Source organism: Bacillus sp. FJAT-18017 (genome assembly GCF_001278805.1).
In the GTDB taxonomy this organism is placed as follows: Bacteria; Bacillota; Bacilli; order Bacillales; family Cytobacillaceae; genus Bacillus_D.
The window spans coordinates 2,222,398-2,242,273 of record NZ_CP012602.1; the positions used below are offsets into that span (position 1 = coordinate 2,222,398).

A 19,876-nucleotide genomic window follows, 5' to 3' on the forward strand; every position below is an offset into this window, starting at 1 on the left:
ACTTATACATCAAATGGATTCTTGTTTGCATCGAGTGTGAAGCCTTCGCCAAGGACGTCATGAACGGCCGTTACCGAGACAAATGCATGAGGATCGACCGCTGTGATGACGTTTTTAAGCCTGATGATTTCACTTTTTGGAACAACACAGTACAGGACTTCCCGTTCACTCTTACTATAGTAACCATAGCCTTTAAGGACAGTAGCTCCTCTGTCCATTTCCTTCATAATTCGTTCGGCAATCTCATCGTACTTTTCGGACATAATCATTGCGCCTCTGGCAGAGTAAGCACCTTCAGCCATCACGTCAATTACTCTGGCCCCAACGGCTACTGCAACGAGCGTATACATGGCTTCACGATAATCAAGATAGGTTAAGAAAGATGCGATAATTACGAGAGCATCAAACATGAACATGGTTCTTCCCATGCTGATTCCCCAGTATTTCTGGGCAATCCTGGCAATAATATCAACGCCTCCCGAGGTGCCTCCAAACCTAAAAATAATACCGAGGCCGACACCAATAAAGAGACCGGCGAATAAAGCCGCCAAAAACATATCATCCCGAAGAGGAATATTAAGAGGTACTCTTTGGAAAATCCACAAAAAGACGGATAGGGCAACAGTTCCAATAACCGTATAAATGAATGCTCTTCTTCCTAGCAATTTATAACCTAGAAAGAAAATAGGGATGTTTATAATCAGGTTGGAATAGGCAGGATCAATTTTGAACAAGAAATAGATGAGGATTGTGATCCCTGTAACTCCTCCTTCTGCCAGCTGATTTTGTATGTTAAAATTAATAACCCCGAATGCCATAATTGCCGTCCCTAGCAAAATGAGCAGGATGTTTTTTACTTTAAGGCCTTTTATCATATATGAAGCCTCCTTTGCCATATTTTGACCAATTAAGCCGGATATAATTATATCCGATGAAGCAAGTTCCGGCAATTTCAACCTAAAATCAATAGTGTGCAAAAATATTTGTAAATGCATTTTAATTTAGCTAACATGAGTAATAGCCTATCATACATAATGTAAACATTCCTTAGGCTCAGGGGTGAAAGGATGCAAGAGAATAAGACAGTTAAAAAGCTTCAGGAAGAAGTCGACGAATACATAGGCCAATTCAAAGAGGGCTATTTCAGCCCGCTGGCGATGACTGCAAGACTCACCGAGGAATTGGGAGAGCTTGCCCGTGAAATTAATCATTATTACGGAGAAAAACCAAAAAAGGCAACCGAGGCAACAAAAACGGTCAATGAAGAGATAGGGGATGTGCTGTTCGTGCTCATCTGTCTGGCTAATTCCCTGGATATTGATTTGCAGGAAGCCCACGATATGGTTATGGATAAATTCAGGACCCGGGATAAGGACCGTTGGACGAAAAAATAATAATGGATGGTGGAGTACTAGTGGAGAAAAATATAAAAATAGTGATAGCCGGACCAAGAGGGAGGATGGGGCAGGAAGCTGTCAAGCTTGTTGCTGAAACTCCTGGATTTGATTTGATTGCTGTATTGGATAGAAGCAACAATGGCCGTACACTTGGCGAAATTGGAAGCTTTCCACTTAAAGAAGTACCTGTATACTCGGACATTGAGGAATGCCTTCAGTCGGTAGACGCCGATGTACTGGTGGACCTTACAGTTCCAGAAGCGGGCATGCATCACGCGAGAACGGCTTTAACACATAATGTCAGACCGGTAGTTGGCACGACTGGATTCACAGAAGCACACCTGAAAGAGCTTGAAGAGCTTTCAAGTGAAAAGGGGCTAGGCTGCATCATCGCACCGAATTTTGCTATTGGCGCGGTCTTAATGATGAAATTTGCCAAAATGGCAGCAAAGTTCTTCGACAATGTCGAAATTATTGAAATGCATCATGATAAAAAGCTGGATGCTCCATCTGGGACTGCAGTAAAGACAGCCCAAATGATTTCTGAAGTCCGCAGTGAGCATAAGCAGGGTCACCCTGAGGAAAAGGAGACAATTAAAGGTGCACGCGGCGCGGATTTGGAAGGCATGCGAATACATTCAGTCCGGCTTCCTGGGCTTATCGCTCATCAAGAGGTACTTTTCGGCTCTGAAGGCCAGACTTTAAAAATACGCCATGATTCCTATAATAGGGCATCGTTTATGTCCGGTGTAAAAACAGCAGTGGAAACTGTAATGAAAATTGATTCTTTTGTATATGGATTGGAAAATATCTTGGAATAGCGGGGGAAAATAATGAACATAGCGTTAATTGCTCACGATAAAAAGAAGGATGATTTAATCCATTTTGTTACTGCATATACAAAGATTTTTGAGGGGCACTCCCTTTTTGCTACAGGTACTACGGGGAAAAGAATATCAGAAGCTACCGGCCTTTCGATTCATCGTTTTCAATCAGGCCCGCTAGGCGGGGATCAGGAAATAGGAGCACTGGTAGCCAACAACATGATGGACGCAATTTTCTTCTTTCGTGATCCACTCACAGCACAGCCTCATGAACCTGACGTAACTGCTTTGTTAAGGCTTTGCGATGTTTACGCAATACCGCTGGCGACCAATATGGGTACTGCGGAAATCCTTATAAAAGGGATAGAGGAAGGGCATCTGGATTGGCGGACGGTAGCAAGGGAGAAGAAGGAATGAACAGTAGTGCAGAAACCGTACATATACTATCCTTTGGTGCCCATGCAGACGATGTTGAAATTGGCATGGGCGGCACAATTGCAAAGTATACAGCCCAGGGGAAGAAGGTTGTCATTTGTGATTTGACACAGGCTGAGCTGTCTTCAAACGGAAATGTAAAAACTCGAAATAAAGAGGCGGCCAAAGCTGCCTCTATTCTCGGAGCCGAACGGATCGGTCTTGACTTGCCTGATAGAGGACTGTTTTTAAAAGAAGATTATATTAAACAAATTGTTGGTATAATCAGGACCTACAGGCCTAAGCTCGTATTTGCACCCTATTTTGAGGACAGGCATCCCGATCATGGAAATTGTGCCCGCCTTGTTGATGAGGCGGTTTTTTCTGCTGGTATCCGTAAATTTGATGACGGAACCGGGCTTCCTCCCCACAAGGCAGACCGGGTGCATTATTATATGATTAATGGCTTTCATCAACCAGATTTTTTGATAGACATCTCTGAGTTTTTTGAAATGAAGAAAAGCTCCCTGAATGCCTATGGTAGCCAATTTATGAAAAACGATAAAAGCTTCGATACCCCGCTGATTAATGGTTATATTGAATCTTTAGAAGCACGGGAATACTTATTTGGGAAACAGGCTGGCGTGAACTATGCTGAGGGCTTTAAAACTCGCGGACCGCTATTGCTTGACGGTGACCTACTGGGAGAAATTTAAAAAATGAAAACACTTAAAATCGGGATTACATGCTATCCAACAGTTGGAGGATCGGGTGTTATAGCGACCGAACTGGGAAAACTCCTCGCCGAAAAAGGACATGAGATCCATTTTATCTCCTCGAGTATGCCATTCAGGCTGCGAAAAATGTATCATAATGTCTATTATCACCAGGTGGAAGTGAATCAATATTCAGTCTTTCAATATCCGCCATATGACCTTGCGCTCGCTAGTAAAATGGCCGAGGTTGCCAACAGGGAAGGCCTCGACCTCCTGCATGTCCACTATGCGATCCCACATGCCGTTTGCGCTATTCTGGCAAAGCAAATGAGTGGCAGGGACCTGAAAATCATGACAACCTTACATGGTACGGACATCACGGTGCTTGGGAATGACCCATCTTTGGCTGATGCCATTAAATTTGGGATTGAAAAATCCGATATTGTTACAGCCGTTTCAAATTCTCTCGTTGCTCAAACGATGGAAATGATCAATCCTGATAAACAAATTGAAACGCTTTATAACTTCATAGATGAACGGGTATATCTTAGAAGCGCAGATTCTGATTTAAAGAAAAAACTGAGGATTAAGGATGAAGAAAAGGTCGTTATTCATGTTTCCAATTTCCGGCCTGTTAAAAGGGTTGGTGATGTAATCAGGACATTTGCGAGGATATCTGAATCAATGCCGGCAAAACTGCTCCTGGTTGGCGATGGGCCTGAAATGAGGAATGTTACTAGGCTCGTCGAGGAATTGGGATTAAAGGGAAAAGTATTATTCCTTGGAAAACAGGATAATGTAGAGGAATTATATTCTATTAGTGACCTTATGCTTCTTTTATCAGAAAAAGAAAGCTTTGGGCTAGTTGCCCTTGAGGCAATGGCTTGCGGGGTACCGTGCATCGGTACGAATATTGGCGGCATCCCGGAAGTAATTGAAGATGGAGTAACAGGCTATATTTGCAGGTTGGGGGATATAGAAGGTATATCCAATCGCGCGATAGCCCTCCTGTCAGATTCCGCTCTTCATCAAAGCTTTTCACAAAAAGCCGCTATAGACATGAAGGAAAAATTTAATGCTGACCGAATTGTTGCTGAGTATGAAAATCTTTATTATAAATTGGTGGGAAATTAGGTGGAAATGGTGAAAAAACCATTTTTGGATGCATTGCCAGTTATTGAGGAGATAGAAGCCGCCGGATTTGAGGCCTTTTTTGTTGGCGGGGCAGTCCGTGATAACTTCCTCAACAGGCCTATTGGGGATGTTGACATTGCTACTTCTGCCAGGCCAGAGCAAATTAAAACAATATTTTCCCGTACAGTCGACATTGGAATTGAACATGGTACAGTACTTGTCCTATTTAAAGGTGAGTCCTATGAAGTTACGACATACCGGACTGAAACAGGTTATAAGGATTTCCGCAGGCCTGATGAGGTGAAATTCGTTACCTCTTTAACAGAAGATTTGATGCGCCGAGACTTCACAATAAATGCGATGGCAATGGACAGGTATGGTGTGGTAATCGATCCATTTGGCGGGAAAGAGGACCTCGTCAAAAAACAAATTAGAACGGTTGGCAGTCCAGTGGAACGATTCAGTGAGGATGCGCTGAGGATTTTGAGGGCGATTCGCTTTGTTAGCCAGCTTCGCTTTTCAATCGAAAAGGGAACATTATCCTCATTGTCTGAAACTGCCCACCTGTTAACCCATATCGCTGTTGAACGAAAGTCCGTAGAGTTTGAAAAAATCCTCCAGGGAACTGGGAGGGCTGAAGGAATCAGGATGATAACCGAAGCAGGAATCCTGGACTACCTTCCAGGATTAAGCGGACGGAAAACAGAAATTTCGAAGCTTTCATCCTATCAAATTTCAAACCTGAACCTTAATGAAATGTGGGCCCTGCTTCTTTATTGCATCAGTATCGAACAAGATGGTGTCGATGAGTTCCTTCGGGGTTGGAAGCTGCCAGTCAAAAAAATGAAAGCTATCGCAAAACTGCTTTACTTTTTTCAAAAAAGGCTGCAATCTAACTGGGACCTTCGCCTTCTTTATCAGGCAGGGAAGGAAAATATACTATCAGTGGAAAAACTTATACAGTCCATTGGTGGCCAGGCTGGTGCAGCCACAATCGAAAAATGGGTTGAAATGCATAATAGCCTGCCGATTAAGTCTAGTGATGAAATGGATGTTACTGGCGGAGACTTGATAAATTGGTTCGGTAAAACGGGAGGCCCCTGGGTGAAAGAACAACTCGCTTTGGTAGAAGACGCGATTATTCATGGCCAGCTTGATAATCGTAAAGATGAGATAAAGGAGTGGCTATTCAATTGCAATCAGAGATAAGGAAAAAGCTCCTTGATGCTTTTGCTGGTGCCGGTGAGGAATTCGTATCTGGCCAAGCTCTGGCAGAAGCGGCTGGCTGCTCGAGAACTGCAGTCTGGAAGCACATTGAAGGGCTTCGGGAAGAAGGCTTCATACTTGAAGCAGTCAGAAGAAAAGGCTACAGACTGATCGAAGTTCCTGCATCCTTGACAGCGGATGAAATCCGCCTTGGGCTAAAAACCGACTTTATTGGGAAGACGATCCATTACTTTGAAACAGTTGATTCAACTCAAAAAATAGCACATTCCCTTGCTGGAGAATCTGCCCCCGATGGCACCGTTGTAATAGCAAATGAACAGTCATCGGGCAGGGGGAGAATGGATCGGAAGTGGCATTCTCCAAGCGGCACGGGAATATGGATGAGTTTGATCGTCAGGCCAGATATTCCGCTTCAAAAAGCACCCCAGTTAACTTTGTTAACGGCTGTCGCGGTTGTACGGGCAATTGCAGCTGCTACTGGGCTTCAACCAGAAATCAAATGGCCCAATGATATTTTGGCGAATGGAAAAAAACTGACTGGCATTCTTACCGAACTTCAGGCAGAAGCTGACCGAATACATTCAGTCATCATTGGGATAGGCATCAATGTAAATCAGCTGGCAAGCGATTTTCCAGATGAATTGAAAGAGCTTGCAACATCCGTCGCGCTTGAAACAGGAACCGAGCAATCACGTGCGGGACTAATCCGCGAGTTTTGCCTTCAATTTGAAAGGCTGTATGTACTTTACCTTGAACAAGGCTTCCATCCTATAAAGCTTCTTTGGGAGAGCTATGCAAAAGGAATTGGAGGGCCAATCAAGGCTCGGACTTACAATGGCACTATTGAAGGAACAGCATTAGGAATTACTGAAGATGGTGTCCTTCAGATTGAAGATTTGAATGGTAAAATCCACTCTATTTATTCAGCAGATATAGAGCTGCCGAGCATATCTAGTTAGTGCCTATTGAAATCAATAGTATAAACTTGGTGATGACACATATAAAATGTGGGCTGTCCAAAGGGCCGTTGAATGACGACGCTTTTGGACAGCCTTCTTTTTTTGAAGGAGTATTGCATTATTATCCTAATTCACCATATCGGAAGGTTCCTAGTGGATTCCCATATTTTCATGAGATGTCTTCTCAGGGATGCCTTTTCCACGTGAAAAGGTAGTGAGCCCCCAAATGATGCTATTGACGACCATGGCCACTATTATTTAGCGGCAGGGTCGTCAAGAACCTATATTAACGCCCGTGCCCGCCATTTCAAAGCCAGCAGCGTCGTCAAGAATCTTTATTAACGACCGTGCCCCCCATTTCAAAGCCAGCAGGGTCGTCAAGAACCTTTATTAACGACCGTACCCCCCATTTCAAAGATAAAGTCCATATAATTGTGTAAAAAGAAAAAGGGTCAAATTAATTCCTTTTGTCAACAATGTTATCAGCGACGAAAACAATGTGGAGGAATTAATGATGACCCAAATTCAGTTTAACCTAAATACCGACGTTTTAAAAGAAGCCGTAATGGCTTCCAACATCGACACTGTGATGAAAGCGTCCATTGTCCTTGTATTGAATGCCGTAATGGAAAAGGAGCGGGACGAGTATCTCCAGGCTGGGGCCTACGAGCGGAATTCAATTCGCCGCGACTACCGAAATGGTTATTATGAACGCGATCTTTTACTCAGTATCGGCAAAGTTACCTTGAAGGTGCCCCGTACACGGGGTGGAGACTTTTCGACAACCGTTTTTGAAAGGTATTCAAGATGCGACCAGGCGTTTATCCTCTCTATGCTTGAAATGGTTGTAAATGGCGTATCCACCCGAAAGGTCAAGCATATTGTCAAACAATTATGCGGGGAGAGTGTTTCAAAATCCTTCGTTTCTTCTCTGACGGAAATGCTTGACCCGGTGGTGAGCCAATGGGCCAGCCGGCCTCTTAACACTAAATATTATCCTTATATTTTTGCAGATGCGATGTATATCAAGGTAAGGGAACATAACCGCGTGGTCTCCAAAGCCGTTTATATCGCGACAGCGATTGATGAAGGCAATCACCGGGATGTCTTAGGCTTAAAAGTGGCCCACTCCGAGAGTTTTGAAGCATGGCAGAGTTTTTTCCAGCACCTTCAGGAAAGAGGACTCCAATCCCCCAAAATAGTTATTTCTGACGCACACAAAGGCCTGAAAGCCGCCATAGCTAAAGAGTTCGTGGGAACCATCTGGCAACGTTGCCTGGTTCATTTCAAAAGAAACATTTTCACCAATCTGCCCAAAAAAGAAATGGATGAGGTGAAATTCGGGCTTAAGAGGATCTTTGATGTAGCTGAGGCGGATGAGGCTAGGCGGTTTAAGGATGAATTTATAGACCGGTTTGGGGATAATCCTAAACTTGAGCGTACACTGAGAACATTGGAAGAAGGCTTCGAGGATGCCATTCAGTTCCTTAACGAACCTGCCAAGTACCACCCATATATCCGAAGTACAAATTCGCTGGAACGGTTGAATCAGGAAGTCCGTAGAAGGGAAAGGTCAATCCGAATTTTCCCCAATACCCAATCTGCATTTCGAATGATTGGCGCAATCCTGATTGACTATACGGAAGAACAAGAAAGGAAAAAGATCCTTTTTAAAAAATAGACGCGAAGCGCGAAATTTTTGGTGGAATGAAGGGGGTACCCCCTTCATTCCACCAAAAATAAAATAAGCTGATATACCATTGTATAGGAATTTACACAAGATAGTGGACTTGACTCATTTCAAAGCCAGCAGGGTCGTCAAGAACCTATATTAACGACTGTACCCACATTTTCTAACCAAGTAGGGTCGTCAAGAACGAGGGAGACCCAAGTGGCGTCCGCAGGAGACTTTTTATATTATTTACGTTGGCAACAGCTAAGCCTTTTTGCTATAATTCGATTGGGCGGTATCCAAAAGAACTGCACCTTAAAAGAGCAATTCCTAACTAAACATGGTTTCTGCCTAGATCCGTAATGGACCGGGACAGAGGGATAAAATGCAAACGACAACGGGATCCTCTGCCTTCAGCAGGATCTTTTTCTATGCTGTGGCAAATTCCTTTTATCCCCTCTTCCTAATAGAAGGAGGATATTGATGATGAAAAGTACAACGGATTTTACGAAAATGAAACAAAATGGCGAAAAGATTGTCATGCTAACAGCTTATGATTATCCAGCTGCCAAAACTGCGGAACAAGCCGGGATTGACATGATTCTTGTCGGGGATTCACTGGGAATGGTTGTGCTTGGCTATGATTCGACCGTCCCTGTGACGGTGGATGATATGGTTCATCATTCGAAGGCAGTACGCAGGGGAGCACCAGGTACGTTCACTGTTGTTGATATGCCATTCATGAGCTATCACGTTTCGGTAGGAGACACTCTCCGGAATGCGGCTAGAATTATCCAAGAAACCGGCGCCCAGGCAGTCAAGCTCGAAGGGGCCGATGATGTACTGGAAAAAATCAAAGCATTGACTCAGGCTGGTGTTCCGGTATGTGCGCATCTTGGGCTTACACCACAATTGGTTGGTGTCCTGGGAGGATTCAAGGTTCAAGGCAAGACCGCTTCAGCTGCCGCTAAGCTGGTTGAGGATGCAAAGAAATGTGAAGAGGCTGGGGCATTTGCTGTTGTCCTTGAGTGTATCCCCCGGCAGCTTGCTGCTGAGGTTGCGAACACGGTTTCGATTCCTGTTATCGGTATTGGTGCAGGCGCAGAAGTGGACGGACAAGTACTTGTCTATCATGACCTTGTAGGTTACGGTGTCGATCGGGTTCCAAAGTTTGTTAAGCAATATGGGCAAGTTGGCCATAATATTATCGATATGATCGGCCAATATGTTTCCGATGTTAAGAGCAGTGTATTCCCTGAAGACGCCCACACTTTTACTATGAAAGAGGAAGAACTTCAAGCCTTATACGGTGGTATCAGATGAAAAAGGTAGAACGGATAAAACCGTTGCGTGAGCAGCTCACACAACATAAACGCGAAGGCCGTTCGATTGGCTTTGTTCCTACAATGGGCTTTCTCCACGAAGGGCACGAGAAGCTCATTCAAACAGCACGAAAAGAGAATGATATTGTTGTCATTAGTATCTTTGTTAATCCGCTTCAATTTGGTCCAAACGAAGACTTTGATGCATATCCCCGGGATTTGGAACGGGATTTAACAATTGCCCGAAATGCAGGAGTGGACTTTGTATTTGTGCCAACTGCCGGGGAGATGTATCCCTCAAAGCCAAGTGTCAGGGTTGCTGTGGAATCAAGGACTGATGTCTTGTGTGGCAGGTCCAGGCCTGGCCACTTTGACGGAGTTGCAACCGTCCTAACGAAGTTATTTACTATAGTTCAGCCTGACAGAGTTTATTTCGGTTTGAAGGATGCACAGCAAGTCGCGGTTGTGGATGGGTTGATTCACGATTTCAATTTTCCGGTGGAACTTGTTCCGGTTGAGACGGTCAGGGAAGAAGACGGCCTTGCAAAAAGTTCCAGGAATGTGTATTTGACTGAAATAGAACGCAAAGAAGCCCCAGTCTTGTACAAGGCATTAAAGGAAGGACGGAAGGCTGTCGATAATGGGGAGAAGGACCCGTCCAAGGTCGTTGATCTAATTAAAAGAATGATAGAAACCGAAACAAATGGCCAAATTGATTATGTTGAGCTATACGGATATCCTTCGCTTGAACCTGTTGAGAAAATAAATGGCAGATGCATTATTGCTTTGGCTGTCCGATTCTCGGGGGCAAGGCTTATCGATAACATTCTTTTGGACGCCTAAGAGCCTGAGCAGGCTATTCTGATATAACTGGAGGAGAAGCTGAATGTTTCGCACCATGATGAACGGAAAAATCCATCGCGCCCGGGTGACCGAGGCAAATCTGAATTATGTTGGCAGTATTACAATTGACGAGGACATTCTCGATACAGTTGGAATGATTCCGAATGAGAAAGTACAAATTGTCAATAACAACAATGGCGCTCGCCTTGAAACGTATATCATCCCCGGGGAAAGGGGCAGTGGTGTTATTTGTCTGAATGGTGCGGCTGCAAGGCTTGTACAGGAAGGCGATGTTGTCATCATTATTTCCTATTGCTTAGTTGCGGAAGAAAGAGTTGCCTACCATAAACCAAAGGTAGCAATCATGGATGAAAATAATAGGATTATTGAGCTCCTTCATGCTGAACCGGCAAATACCATTATGTAAATATGAAAGCGGAAGCGCCATCCAGATGGCCTCCGCTTTTTATTTTCTACATTTTATGGTACGGTTTTGATTGAAAGAATTATTGGGATGTGTAAGGATGCATAAGAAATTCGTTGTAGTCGATCTTGAAACAACCGGCAACTCGCCAAAGAAAGGCGATAGAATTATACAGTTTGCTGCTGTTGTAATTGAAGAAGGCAAAATTACAAATCAGTTTACATCTCTTTTAAATCCCGGGAAACAAATCCCGATATTTATTGAAGAACTGACGGGCCTCAAGAATGAAGATGTAAAGGATGCCCCCTTGTTCAGTGAAGTAGCCCCGGAAATTTCTTCGATTTTGGAGGACGCTTATTTTGTAGCCCATAATGTGCTATTCGATTTGGGTTTCCTGCAGGAAGAACTTCTAATGGCGGGCGAGGAAGGATTTCTAGGCCCTGTCATTGACACTGTTGAAATGGCACGGTTCCTTGAACCTGAAGCAGATAGTTATAAATTGTCAGACCTTGCTGAAAAGGAAGGGCTGGAACATGATCGTCCTCATCAAGCTGACAGTGATGCGCTAGTTACAGCCGAACTGTTCCTTTTGTTCCTCAGCAAGATGGAATCTCTGCCTAAAAATACACTGGAACAGCTCTCTGCCCTATCCCAGGGACTTAAGAGCGATATTCATCTCCTTCTGGAAGAGTATTCGTCCAGGGCCGTTTCTGCGCCTGTGTCCGATACTGGCAAGCTTGTAACAATCAATGGGATAAGCCTGAAGCGAAAAAATGAGTTTCCTACCAAGGAATTTACAAATGATGATACTAGCTATCCTTTTAAGGATGAAGACAAAAAGACAATGATGCTCCGTTCTTTTGTGGAATATGAGGAAAGAACGGGTCAATTTGAAATGATGGATGAAGTTTATCATGCCTTAACCAATCATACCCATGCGCTGATTGAAGCTGGAACAGGGATTGGGAAGTCAATTGGCTATTTGCTTCCGGCTGCCTTTTTCTCCCGGCAGAGAGGGGCAAGAGTTGTAATTAGTACATATACGATTCAGCTTCAAGAGCAGCTGATGAAAAAAGATATCCCCCTTCTGAAGGAGACTTTACCATTTCCCGTTAAAGCCACGCTTATGAAGGGCATGAATAATTATCTTTCCCTGCCAGCCTTTGCAAAAAGCCTTGAAGAGGAAAACGACAACTACGACACTGCTCTTGCGAAAATGCAAATCCTTGTTTGGCTGACCAGGACCGAAAGCGGAGACAGAGATGAGCTAAACCTTTCAAGCGGTGGTGCTTTGTACTGGAATTCAATTTCAGAAGAAGGAAATAATCCAATAGGAAAAGAAGCGTGGCAGGGCTACCATTTTTACGATTATGCCTTAAAGCTAGCCAATCAGGCAGATTTAATCATTACGAATCATTCACTTCTGCTTTCTGATGTGGATGCAGGAAGTACTGTCCTGCCCCCATACGATTATGCCGTCCTTGATGAAGGGCATCAATTTGAGCATGCCTCTAGTGACCATATGGGCATTCGGTTGGATTATATAGGTGCAAGGCTCACCCTTGGCCAATTTGGATTATATGAGCAAAAGCAATTGTTTTATAAAGTGGAAAAGGTGATCTCCAGTCTTTCGGACCGTGGGAAAGCAGCCCCAAGGGTGAAACTTAATCAGCTTATTTCAGATACTTTATACGAAATGGATGATTTTTTTAATTTACTTATTTCCTTTGTGACAAAAACTGTTAAGAACCATGCCTCAAAACGCTTGAGAGTGCGTATTGATGAAAAAACCAATCATCGTGAATGGGAAGTTCTGAAGAATGCAGCAAACAGATTTTCTTTTTTACTAAAGGATCTTCATGGGGCTGCGGCCTCGATGCTTGACATGATTATTCCAATTGGTTCGACTGATACTGCAGTACTGGCTGATCAGCTCCATGGTTTTATGGAAGATGCGGTGAAGCTAAGGGATAAATTAAATGTTATTTTTTTAGATAATACGAAGTATGTTAAATGGATTGAAACCGATACAAGGTCGCCGCATAATGCAACAAGTATCTATTCAATGCCTTTGTCCGTAGCAAGTGAAGTGAAAGCACGTTTCTTTGACAAAAAAAAATCTGTGATTCTGACTTCAGCATCATTGACTGTCGATCAGTCTTTCAGCTTTATTCTTTCTAATCTTGGTCTTGATTCACATCATGTCAACACTGTTTCCATACCGTCCCCGTTTAATTATGAGCGGAATGTTCAGATGTTTATATCAACAGATTTGCCAGCTGTCAACACCGTACCGCAGGATGAATATATAGCAGAAATAGCAGGAAGGATCATATCCATTTGCGATGCCGCTAAAGGAAGGATGCTCATTCTTTTTACATCGCATGAGATGCTCAAAAAGACATATGAACTTGTTAAAGAAAGCGGTCTGCTAGAAGAGTTTGCTCTGATTGCCCAAGGGATATCCGGGGGAAGCAGATCACGTCTGACACGGAACTTCCTGAAGTTTGATAAGGCTGTGCTTTTCGGAACAAACAGCTTTTGGGAGGGTGTCGATATACCCGGTGAGGGACTATCATGCCTTGTGGTCGTAAGGCTTCCTTTCAGCCCGCCAGATGAACCTTGGACGAAGGCAAAGTGCGAAATGATAGAACAGCGTGGAGGCAAGCCATTTTCGGAATACTCCCTGCCTGAAGCAGTGCTCCGGTTCAAACAAGGGTTTGGCAGGCTGATCAGGACTGGCCGGGACAGGGGAGTTATTGTTGTATTTGATAAACGCCTTGGAGAAGCGGCGTACGGTAAAGCCTTTCTGCGCTCCATTCCCAAAGTTCCCGTCCATAAGGTGGGAATCGACGAACTTATCGAAGGGATTGAAAAGTGGCTCTAACCAAGAATAGCGCAAGCCGCCTTCGTGGCAGGCAAAGTGCGCCTGTCTCTGCGATGTTAATTCGCTGGAGCTTTCTTTGTGGAGCTAGACAGTTTCCAAAGAAAAGATATCCTTTCTTATAATGTGAAAAAGAGTAGGGCGTGAAGGCAAAAACTCGGGTAAATTCCGCTGCCAATCGTCGTCTTCCCTGTTATAATGAAGAAATATAAACTAAAATAATGAACAGCCCCAATGGGAATCAATGGAGGAACATGCATGGAGAACAAAATAGAAGTTCTATCAACTGTAAAAATTCAACATGGGCCGGACTTGTACAAGGTGGTCGATGCATTGAACCGGACGTTGAAACATCAAAATCTTATGTTCGGACTTGCGCTCGATACAGAAGACCAAAGCAAGGCCGTTTTTACGATATACCGGACATAAGGGGCGGTACTGTGAAGAAAGTAATTCTATATCTTTTACTTATAATAGCTATTCTTTTAGGGGCCGCTGGATGGATTTACTCAAACGCAACCGAGCCTGTCAGGACAGCAGAAGAGAAGGCGGTTAAACGTGCTGCGGAAGAAGCTGACTTGGCAGATTACGGAAAATTCACTCTCTATAATGGGGAGGAACAAGTTTACGTAGTCGAAGGCAAAAATAACGAGGGCGATGAAATCATTGTATGGATGCCGGATAGTGACGGGAAAATCGTCGTGCATGAAAAAAAGGATGGGGTTTCAAGACAGGATGCCATCAATAAGGTCATTGCCGACAAAAGCCCGCAAGAAATCATTTCTGTACGTCCAGGCATGGAGAACGGAATCCCGTTCTGGGAAGTATACTATTCTACCGGCAATGGTCTGATCAACTATTATTATGTTCACTTCGAAACCGGAGAAATGTATAAAATAATTGAAAATCTTTAATTTTTATATTGTGGAGGTAGCAGCATGGAAATGAAATTGGCTAAAAGAGTACTTTCTTTAACCCCGTCATCAACTTTGGCAATTACAGCAAAAGCCAAGGAGCTTCAAGCACAGGGACATAACATTATCGGGCTTGGAGCTGGTGAACCTGATTTCAACACTCCGAAACATATTCTGGAGGCTGCCAAGAACTCCATGGATGAAGGGCGAACCAAATACACCCCAACAGCCGGACTACCGCAGCTGAAAAAGGCAATAATCACGAAACTGGCAGCAGATCAGGGACTGGACTATAAAATGAATGAAATCATCGTGGGTAATGGTGCAAAGCATGTGCTGTACACCCTTTTTCAAGTCATCCTTGATGAAGGGGATGAAGTAATCGTCCCTGCGCCTTATTGGGTCAGTTATCCAGAGCAGGTCAAGCTTGCCGGCGGCACCCCGGTCTACATTAATGCAACAGAAGAAAATGACTATAAAATTGTTCCTGAACAATTACGGGCTGCAATCACAGACAAAACAAAGGCAGTGTTAATCAATTCTCCTAGCAACCCTACAGGAATGCTTTATACAAAAGAAGAACTTGAAGCATTGGGACAAGTTTGCCTGGAGAATAACATACTGATTGTTTCTGATGAAATTTATGAAAAGCTTGTATACGGAAATAAAAAACATGTTTCTATTGCGGAAATTTCCGACGAACTCAAGAATCAGACAATTGTTGTTAATGGTGTGTCCAAATCCCATTCAATGACAGGCTGGAGGATAGGCTATGCCGCGGGGAATAGTAAAATCATAGGGGCAATGTCCAACCTTGCAAGCCATAGTACATCCAATCCTACAACCACCGCGCAATATGCGTCAATTGCTGCTTATGAAGGAACACAAGAACCTGTGGAAGAAATGCGCCAGGCTTTTGAACATCGGCTTGAGACCGTATTTTCCAAACTAACTGCAATTCCCGGTTTCACATGTATAAAGCCGGATGGAGCCTTCTATCTTTTCCCTAATATCAGTGAGGCTGTAAGGCTTACAGGCTTCAAGAACGGGGATGAATTCACAGAAGCACTTTTGACCGAAGCGAAGGTTGCGGTGATTCCTGGATCAGGTTTTGGAGCTCCTGACAATATCAGGCTTTCCTATGCGACGTCACTTTCCCAGCTTGAAGAAGCAATAGAGCGGATACACAGGTTTGTAGAATCCAAATTAAAAAACTGAATGTAACTCGCATTAACGGTTTGCTATCAATTAGTGGCAGGAGGAAACCTCTCCCGCTAATTGATGGTCCGCCTCATTTATCTAGCCACTTTAGGACAAAACAGACGGGAAGAAGCATGCTGCACCCTTGCTAGGCCTTGTCCGCATCTGTATAATAAAGTGGATACATAGAAACCGTAAGTGCAAGTTTTGGAGGGAATATACCAGTGATTAAAACAACAATTGCAGAAGTTCATAAATACGTTGGCGAGGAAGTCAGAATTGGCGCATGGCTTGCCAATAAACGTTCCAGCGGAAAAATCGCCTTTTTACAGCTGAGGGACGGAACTGGATTTATCCAGGGTGTGGTCGTTAAAAGTGAAGTGGAAGAGGAAATCTTCCAGACTGCCAAGTCAGTAACCCAGGAGTCTTCACTTTATGTCACGGGAACTGTACAAAAAGATGAACGTTCTCCATTTGGATATGAATTGTCAGTCAAAAAGGTTGACATTATTCAACTTGCCACCGATTACCCGATAACACCTAAAGAACATGGTACTGAATTCCTAATGGATCATCGCCACCTTTGGTTAAGGTCAAAGCGCCAGCATGCAGTGATGAAAGTCAGAAATGAAATCATTCGTGCAACCTATGAGTTTTATAATACCAATGGCTTTGTTAAAGTGGATCCGCCTATTTTGACCGGCAGTGCAGCCGAAGGAACAACTGAACTGTTCCATACAAAGTATTTTGATGAAGATGCCTATCTTTCACAAAGCGGCCAGCTCTATATGGAAGCTGCTGCTATGGCCTTAGGAAAAGTTTTCTCTTTTGGCCCAACATTCCGTGCCGAAAAATCAAAGACTAGGCGCCACTTAATTGAATTTTGGATGATCGAACCTGAAATGGCCTTTACAGAACATGAAGAAAGCCTGGTTGTCCAGGAACAATATGTTTCATACATAGTTCAATCGGTATTGGCCAATTGCCAGCTTGAACTAAAAACTCTTGGACGTGATACATCAAAGCTGGAGCAAATCAAGGCACCGTTCCCTAGGATAACATATGACGATGCAATCAAGCTTCTTCATGAAAAGGGATTCGATGATATCACGTGGGGAGATGATTTTGGGGCTCCGCATGAAACAGCGATTGCAGAAAGCTATGATAAGCCTGTTTTCATTATCCATTATCCAACTTCACTCAAGCCTTTCTATATGCAGCCGCATCCTGAACGCGAGGATGTTGTGCTATGTGCCGATTTGATTGCTCCGGAAGGGTATGGGGAAATTATAGGCGGTTCAGAGCGTATACATGATTACAATCTTATGAGGCAGCGAATTGAGGAACATGGGCTTCCTGAAGCTGCTTATAAATGGTATTTGGAGCTAAGCCAATATGGTGCTGTTCCCCATTCAGGATTTGGACTAGGTCTTGAGAGGACCGTTGCATGGATTAGCGGTGTCGAGCATGTCAGGGAAACTATTCCATTCCCACGTCTATTGAACAGGCTGTATCCATAAAAATCGATATATATCAAATCCGCTTTTAGAGGGTAAGATAAAGAAAAATATTATTTTTTAACAGAGTTGATTGAAGCGGAAGGCGCGTAGACTCCTACGGGAGAAAAGGTCAGTGGGAGACCCCACAGGCGCTTGCGCCGAGGAGGCTCCCAGGCCGCCCGTGGAAAGCGAAGCGCATGGAGCGGAAATCAACAAACTTGTTTTACACAGCTAAAATAAAAACAATAATGTAAGCCTGCCAAGACCATTTTTTGGCAGGCTCTTCTATTAGCAACACAGGCAACATACCCTGTTTAGTGTAAAGAACAGTACTAAAAATGGGATATGAAACTAGTTCTTTTTGTAAGATTATCCCTGTTTGAAATGTTTACCTGTCCCTCTTTGATTCATGGTATACTGATAGAGAGGTGTCGAATTATGAAGTCTAGTATCCTTGGCTGGATGCATGAAGGGAATGTTACCATACCTTCCTTGCTTTTCACAGAATATAAAAACTTAAACTTAAATGAATATGAACTTGTTCTTCTATTGAACATCTTGAATTATGCCCAAAAAGGCAACGAATTTCCCACTCCTGAACAGCTTTCCTCCCATATGACGCTTTCTGACCTTCAATGCACTGATGCTTTACGTAAATTAATCCAGCGCGGCTACATAGAAATTATGGATGAGTATAGCCCGGACGGAATCCGTTGTGAAAAATATTCGCTAGAGCCTTTATGGCAAAAGCTTATTGATCAATTCCTGCTTAAGGAAAAGGCAGATAAGGAAAAGGATCGGAAATCGGAAGAACAGAACTTGTATACGATATTTGAAAAGGAATTTGGCAGGCCGCTTTCTCCTTTTGAATGTGAGACATTGGCTATGTGGGTTGATGATGACAAGCATGGTCCGCAAATTATTAAAGCTGCACTTAGGGAAGCCGTTATGTCCGGAAAATTGAATTTCAGGTACATAGACAGAATTCTCTTTGAATGGAAAAAGAATGGTATTAAAACAATTGAACAGGCAAAAAACCAAAGCATAAAGTTCCGCCAGCGTCAGCAGGCAAAGAATTTACCTCAGGACCGACAGGCACCCCCTGTTACGGCCGTACCTTTCTACAACTGGCTGGAACAGTAATTATAATTTGAAGCGAGAGGATTTTACTCTCGTTTTTATTTAATTTTAGGCTATTTTAACTAAATTTACTTCAAACCAGACTAATTTCTAAGCTTATTTTTCATATTATGATTGACCATGCTGGTAAAATAACTTGTAGCAACGTTAAAAAAGAAGGTGACTGAACATGTTGAATAAAGCACAAATCAGGTACTGCCTCGACGAGATGGGCAGGATGTTTCCTGATGCCCATTGTGAATTGAATCATTCCAATCCGTTTGAGCTCGTCGTCGCAGTAGCGTTATCTGCCCAATGCACGGACGTTCTTGTTAATAAAGTGACTGAATCTCTTTTTAAAAAATATAAAACGCCACAGGATTATTTAAATGTGCCGTTGGAAGAGCTTGAAAATGACATACGTTCAATTGGGCTGTTCCGAAATAAAGCGAAAAATATACAGAAGCTTAGCAAAATGATCCTGGAGGAATATTGGGGCCAGGTTCCCATGGACAGGGATGAACTGACGAAGCTTCCTGGTGTGGGCAGGAAAACAGCCAATGTGGTCGTTTCGGTTGCTTTCGGAGTACCAGCCATTGCTGTTGATACACATGTTGAAAGAGTCAGCAAGCGGCTGGGTATTTGCAAATGGAAGGATTCTGTCCTTGAGGTTGAGAAAACACTCATGAAGAAAGTACCGATGGAAGAGTGGTCCGTAACCCATCATCGGTTGATTTTTTTCGGGCGTTATCATTGCAAAGCCCAAAATCCGCAATGCCCAACATGTCCACTATTAGAGGTATGCAGGGAAGGCCAAAAACGGATGAAGGGTAAACTTCAAAATGCCAGAGCATAATTCCAGTTTACCAAAACAATTGGAACATCCCTTTTTTTCTGAAGTGGCAGCTCAGTTGTTTCCTGATGAAGCTGGTTTTTTTTACGGAGCCATGGCGGCTGGGCCTTGGGAGGAATCGTATATCAGTGTTCCAGGACAATATGAGGTATGGAATGAAGTTAGCAAGAAGATAGAAGAGGCTTTTAAAGAGAAAAATAAGCCGCGCGTTAGAGAGGAAATGAGGGAAGGGATATCAAACCTTCTTAAAATTCTTTATTGGAGCAATAAACAGCCAGTAAAGTTAAACAAGCTCAATGAAGTCGATAGCTTGGCACTTAAGCCAGTTAATTGCCAGGAACGGTTATATTTCTTAATTGAAAGACCGGAGCTCTTTCATTCCTACATTCAATTAAAACAATTAATGGAAGAACAAAAAAAGCAGTTCATGAAAAATATTGCTATTAAGAAAGGGAGCACCCGATAATAGGTGCTC

Annotated in this window: 20 protein-coding genes; 19 read left to right on the forward strand and 1 reads right to left on the reverse strand. The window is 43.4% G+C overall.

What is annotated here, in order from left to right; all coding sequences use genetic code 11:
• Positions 1-2 precede the first annotated feature (2 nt).
• Entirely contained in the window at positions 3-875 is an 873-nt protein-coding gene (locus tag AM500_RS10265) for a YitT family protein (RefSeq protein ID WP_053599125.1), read from the reverse strand.
• Between the two features lie 192 nt (positions 876-1,067).
• Between AM500_RS10265 and AM500_RS10270 the strand changes: the two genes are divergently transcribed.
• The 19 genes from AM500_RS10270 (at position 1,068) to AM500_RS10355 (ending at position 19,867) form a co-directional block, all read left to right on the forward strand.
• On the forward strand, positions 1,068-1,394 hold the full coding sequence (locus AM500_RS10270; protein ID WP_053599126.1) for a nucleotide pyrophosphohydrolase: 327 nt from the start codon (positions 1,068-1,070) through the stop codon (positions 1,392-1,394).
• A 2-nt stretch (positions 1,395-1,396) separates the two neighbouring features.
• The gene (dapB, locus tag AM500_RS10275) at positions 1,397-2,218 is read left to right on the forward strand and encodes a 4-hydroxy-tetrahydrodipicolinate reductase (protein WP_053601684.1); all 822 of its coding nucleotides are present in this window, start codon (positions 1,397-1,399) and stop codon (positions 2,216-2,218) included.
• Positions 2,219-2,230: 12 nt separating this feature from the next.
• Positions 2,231-2,638 (forward strand): methylglyoxal synthase, encoded by a 408-nt coding sequence (gene mgsA / locus AM500_RS10280; protein ID WP_053599127.1) that lies wholly within the window; start codon positions 2,231-2,233, stop codon positions 2,636-2,638.
• On the forward strand, positions 2,635-3,351 hold the full coding sequence (gene bshB1 / locus AM500_RS10285; RefSeq protein WP_053599128.1) for a bacillithiol biosynthesis deacetylase BshB1: 717 nt from the start codon (positions 2,635-2,637) through the stop codon (positions 3,349-3,351). The genes mgsA and bshB1 overlap by 4 nt, the downstream gene beginning before the upstream one ends.
• Positions 3,352-3,354: 3 nt before the next feature.
• Positions 3,355-4,485 carry an N-acetyl-alpha-D-glucosaminyl L-malate synthase BshA gene (gene bshA, locus AM500_RS10290; RefSeq protein WP_053599129.1) on the forward strand — a complete coding sequence of 377 codons (1,131 nt, stop codon included), beginning with the start codon at positions 3,355-3,357 and terminating at the stop codon, positions 4,483-4,485.
• Positions 4,486-4,491: 6 nt separating this feature from the next.
• On the forward strand, positions 4,492-5,694 hold the full coding sequence (locus AM500_RS10295; protein ID WP_082347406.1) for a CCA tRNA nucleotidyltransferase: 1,203 nt from the start codon (positions 4,492-4,494) through the stop codon (positions 5,692-5,694).
• Positions 5,667-6,671, forward strand: a complete 1,005-nt coding sequence (locus AM500_RS10300) for a biotin--[acetyl-CoA-carboxylase] ligase (RefSeq protein ID WP_053599130.1) — start codon at positions 5,667-5,669, stop codon at positions 6,669-6,671. Before AM500_RS10295 ends, AM500_RS10300 begins: the two co-directional genes overlap by 28 nt.
• A 514-nt stretch (positions 6,672-7,185) precedes the next feature.
• Positions 7,186-8,352: an IS256 family transposase gene (locus AM500_RS10305; RefSeq protein WP_053597994.1), complete on the forward strand. Its 1,167-nt coding sequence runs from the start codon at positions 7,186-7,188 to the stop codon at positions 8,350-8,352.
• Positions 8,353-8,829: 477 nt separating this feature from the next.
• Positions 8,830-9,666 (forward strand): 3-methyl-2-oxobutanoate hydroxymethyltransferase, encoded by an 837-nt coding sequence (gene panB, locus AM500_RS10310; protein ID WP_053601686.1) that lies wholly within the window; start codon positions 8,830-8,832, stop codon positions 9,664-9,666.
• Entirely contained in the window at positions 9,663-10,508 is an 846-nt protein-coding gene (panC, locus tag AM500_RS10315) for a pantoate--beta-alanine ligase (protein ID WP_053599131.1), read from the forward strand. The genes panB and panC overlap by 4 nt, the downstream gene beginning before the upstream one ends.
• A 43-nt stretch (positions 10,509-10,551) precedes the next feature.
• A complete protein-coding gene (gene panD, locus AM500_RS10320; RefSeq protein ID WP_053599132.1) occupies positions 10,552-10,935 on the forward strand; it encodes an aspartate 1-decarboxylase in 384 nt (127 codons plus the stop codon).
• A 97-nt stretch (positions 10,936-11,032) separates the two neighbouring features.
• Positions 11,033-13,819, forward strand: a complete 2,787-nt coding sequence (gene dinG, locus AM500_RS10325; protein WP_053599133.1) for an ATP-dependent DNA helicase DinG — start codon at positions 11,033-11,035, stop codon at positions 13,817-13,819.
• Positions 13,820-14,074: 255 nt separating this feature from the next.
• Entirely contained in the window at positions 14,075-14,245 is a 171-nt protein-coding gene (locus AM500_RS24970) for a YpmA family protein (protein WP_081773056.1), read from the forward strand.
• Between the two features lie 11 nt (positions 14,246-14,256).
• On the forward strand, positions 14,257-14,730 hold the full coding sequence (locus AM500_RS10330) for a cell wall elongation regulator TseB-like domain-containing protein (protein WP_053599134.1): 474 nt from the start codon (positions 14,257-14,259) through the stop codon (positions 14,728-14,730).
• A 30-nt stretch (positions 14,731-14,760) separates the two neighbouring features.
• Positions 14,761-15,948: a pyridoxal phosphate-dependent aminotransferase gene (locus tag AM500_RS10335; protein WP_053601687.1), complete on the forward strand. Its 1,188-nt coding sequence runs from the start codon at positions 14,761-14,763 to the stop codon at positions 15,946-15,948.
• 209 nt (positions 15,949-16,157) lie between these two features.
• Complete coding sequence (asnS, locus tag AM500_RS10340; RefSeq protein WP_156319918.1) at positions 16,158-17,450, forward strand: asparagine--tRNA ligase; 1,293 nt, start codon at positions 16,158-16,160, stop codon at positions 17,448-17,450.
• Positions 17,451-17,867: 417 nt separating this feature from the next.
• Complete coding sequence (locus AM500_RS10345; RefSeq protein ID WP_053599136.1) at positions 17,868-18,572, forward strand: DnaD domain-containing protein; 705 nt, start codon at positions 17,868-17,870, stop codon at positions 18,570-18,572.
• A gap of 166 nt (positions 18,573-18,738) precedes the next feature.
• Positions 18,739-19,404 carry an endonuclease III gene (gene nth, locus AM500_RS10350; RefSeq protein WP_053599137.1) on the forward strand — a complete coding sequence of 222 codons (666 nt, stop codon included), beginning with the start codon at positions 18,739-18,741 and terminating at the stop codon, positions 19,402-19,404.
• Positions 19,391-19,867: a YpoC family protein gene (locus tag AM500_RS10355; RefSeq protein WP_053599138.1), complete on the forward strand. Its 477-nt coding sequence runs from the start codon at positions 19,391-19,393 to the stop codon at positions 19,865-19,867. Before nth ends, AM500_RS10355 begins: the two co-directional genes overlap by 14 nt.
• The last annotated feature ends 9 nt before the right edge of the window (positions 19,868-19,876 follow it).

Coding starts and splice junctions, on each gene's coding strand:
- AM500_RS10265 (WP_053599125.1), bottom strand. CDS start 875: ATGATAAAAGGCCTTAAAGTAAAAAACATCCTGCTCATTTTGCTAGGG.
- panC (WP_053599131.1), top strand. CDS start 9,663: ATGAAAAAGGTAGAACGGATAAAACCGTTGCGTGAGCAGCTCACACAA.
- panD (WP_053599132.1), top strand. CDS start 10,552: ATGTTTCGCACCATGATGAACGGAAAAATCCATCGCGCCCGGGTGACC.
- panB (WP_053601686.1), top strand. CDS start 8,830: ATGAAAAGTACAACGGATTTTACGAAAATGAAACAAAATGGCGAAAAG.
- nth (WP_053599137.1), top strand. CDS start 18,739: ATGTTGAATAAAGCACAAATCAGGTACTGCCTCGACGAGATGGGCAGG.
- AM500_RS10305 (WP_053597994.1), top strand. CDS start 7,186: ATGACCCAAATTCAGTTTAACCTAAATACCGACGTTTTAAAAGAAGCC.
- dapB (WP_053601684.1), top strand. CDS start 1,397: ATGGATGGTGGAGTACTAGTGGAGAAAAATATAAAAATAGTGATAGCC.
- AM500_RS10270 (WP_053599126.1), top strand. CDS start 1,068: ATGCAAGAGAATAAGACAGTTAAAAAGCTTCAGGAAGAAGTCGACGAA.
- AM500_RS10335 (WP_053601687.1), top strand. CDS start 14,761: ATGAAATTGGCTAAAAGAGTACTTTCTTTAACCCCGTCATCAACTTTG.
- mgsA (WP_053599127.1), top strand. CDS start 2,231: ATGAACATAGCGTTAATTGCTCACGATAAAAAGAAGGATGATTTAATC.
- AM500_RS10355 (WP_053599138.1), top strand. CDS start 19,391: ATGCCAGAGCATAATTCCAGTTTACCAAAACAATTGGAACATCCCTTT.
- AM500_RS24970 (WP_081773056.1), top strand. CDS start 14,075: ATGGAGAACAAAATAGAAGTTCTATCAACTGTAAAAATTCAACATGGG.
- bshB1 (WP_053599128.1), top strand. CDS start 2,635: ATGAACAGTAGTGCAGAAACCGTACATATACTATCCTTTGGTGCCCAT.
- bshA (WP_053599129.1), top strand. CDS start 3,355: ATGAAAACACTTAAAATCGGGATTACATGCTATCCAACAGTTGGAGGA.
- AM500_RS10295 (WP_082347406.1), top strand. CDS start 4,492: ATGGTGAAAAAACCATTTTTGGATGCATTGCCAGTTATTGAGGAGATA.
- dinG (WP_053599133.1), top strand. CDS start 11,033: ATGCATAAGAAATTCGTTGTAGTCGATCTTGAAACAACCGGCAACTCG.
- AM500_RS10345 (WP_053599136.1), top strand. CDS start 17,868: ATGAAGTCTAGTATCCTTGGCTGGATGCATGAAGGGAATGTTACCATA.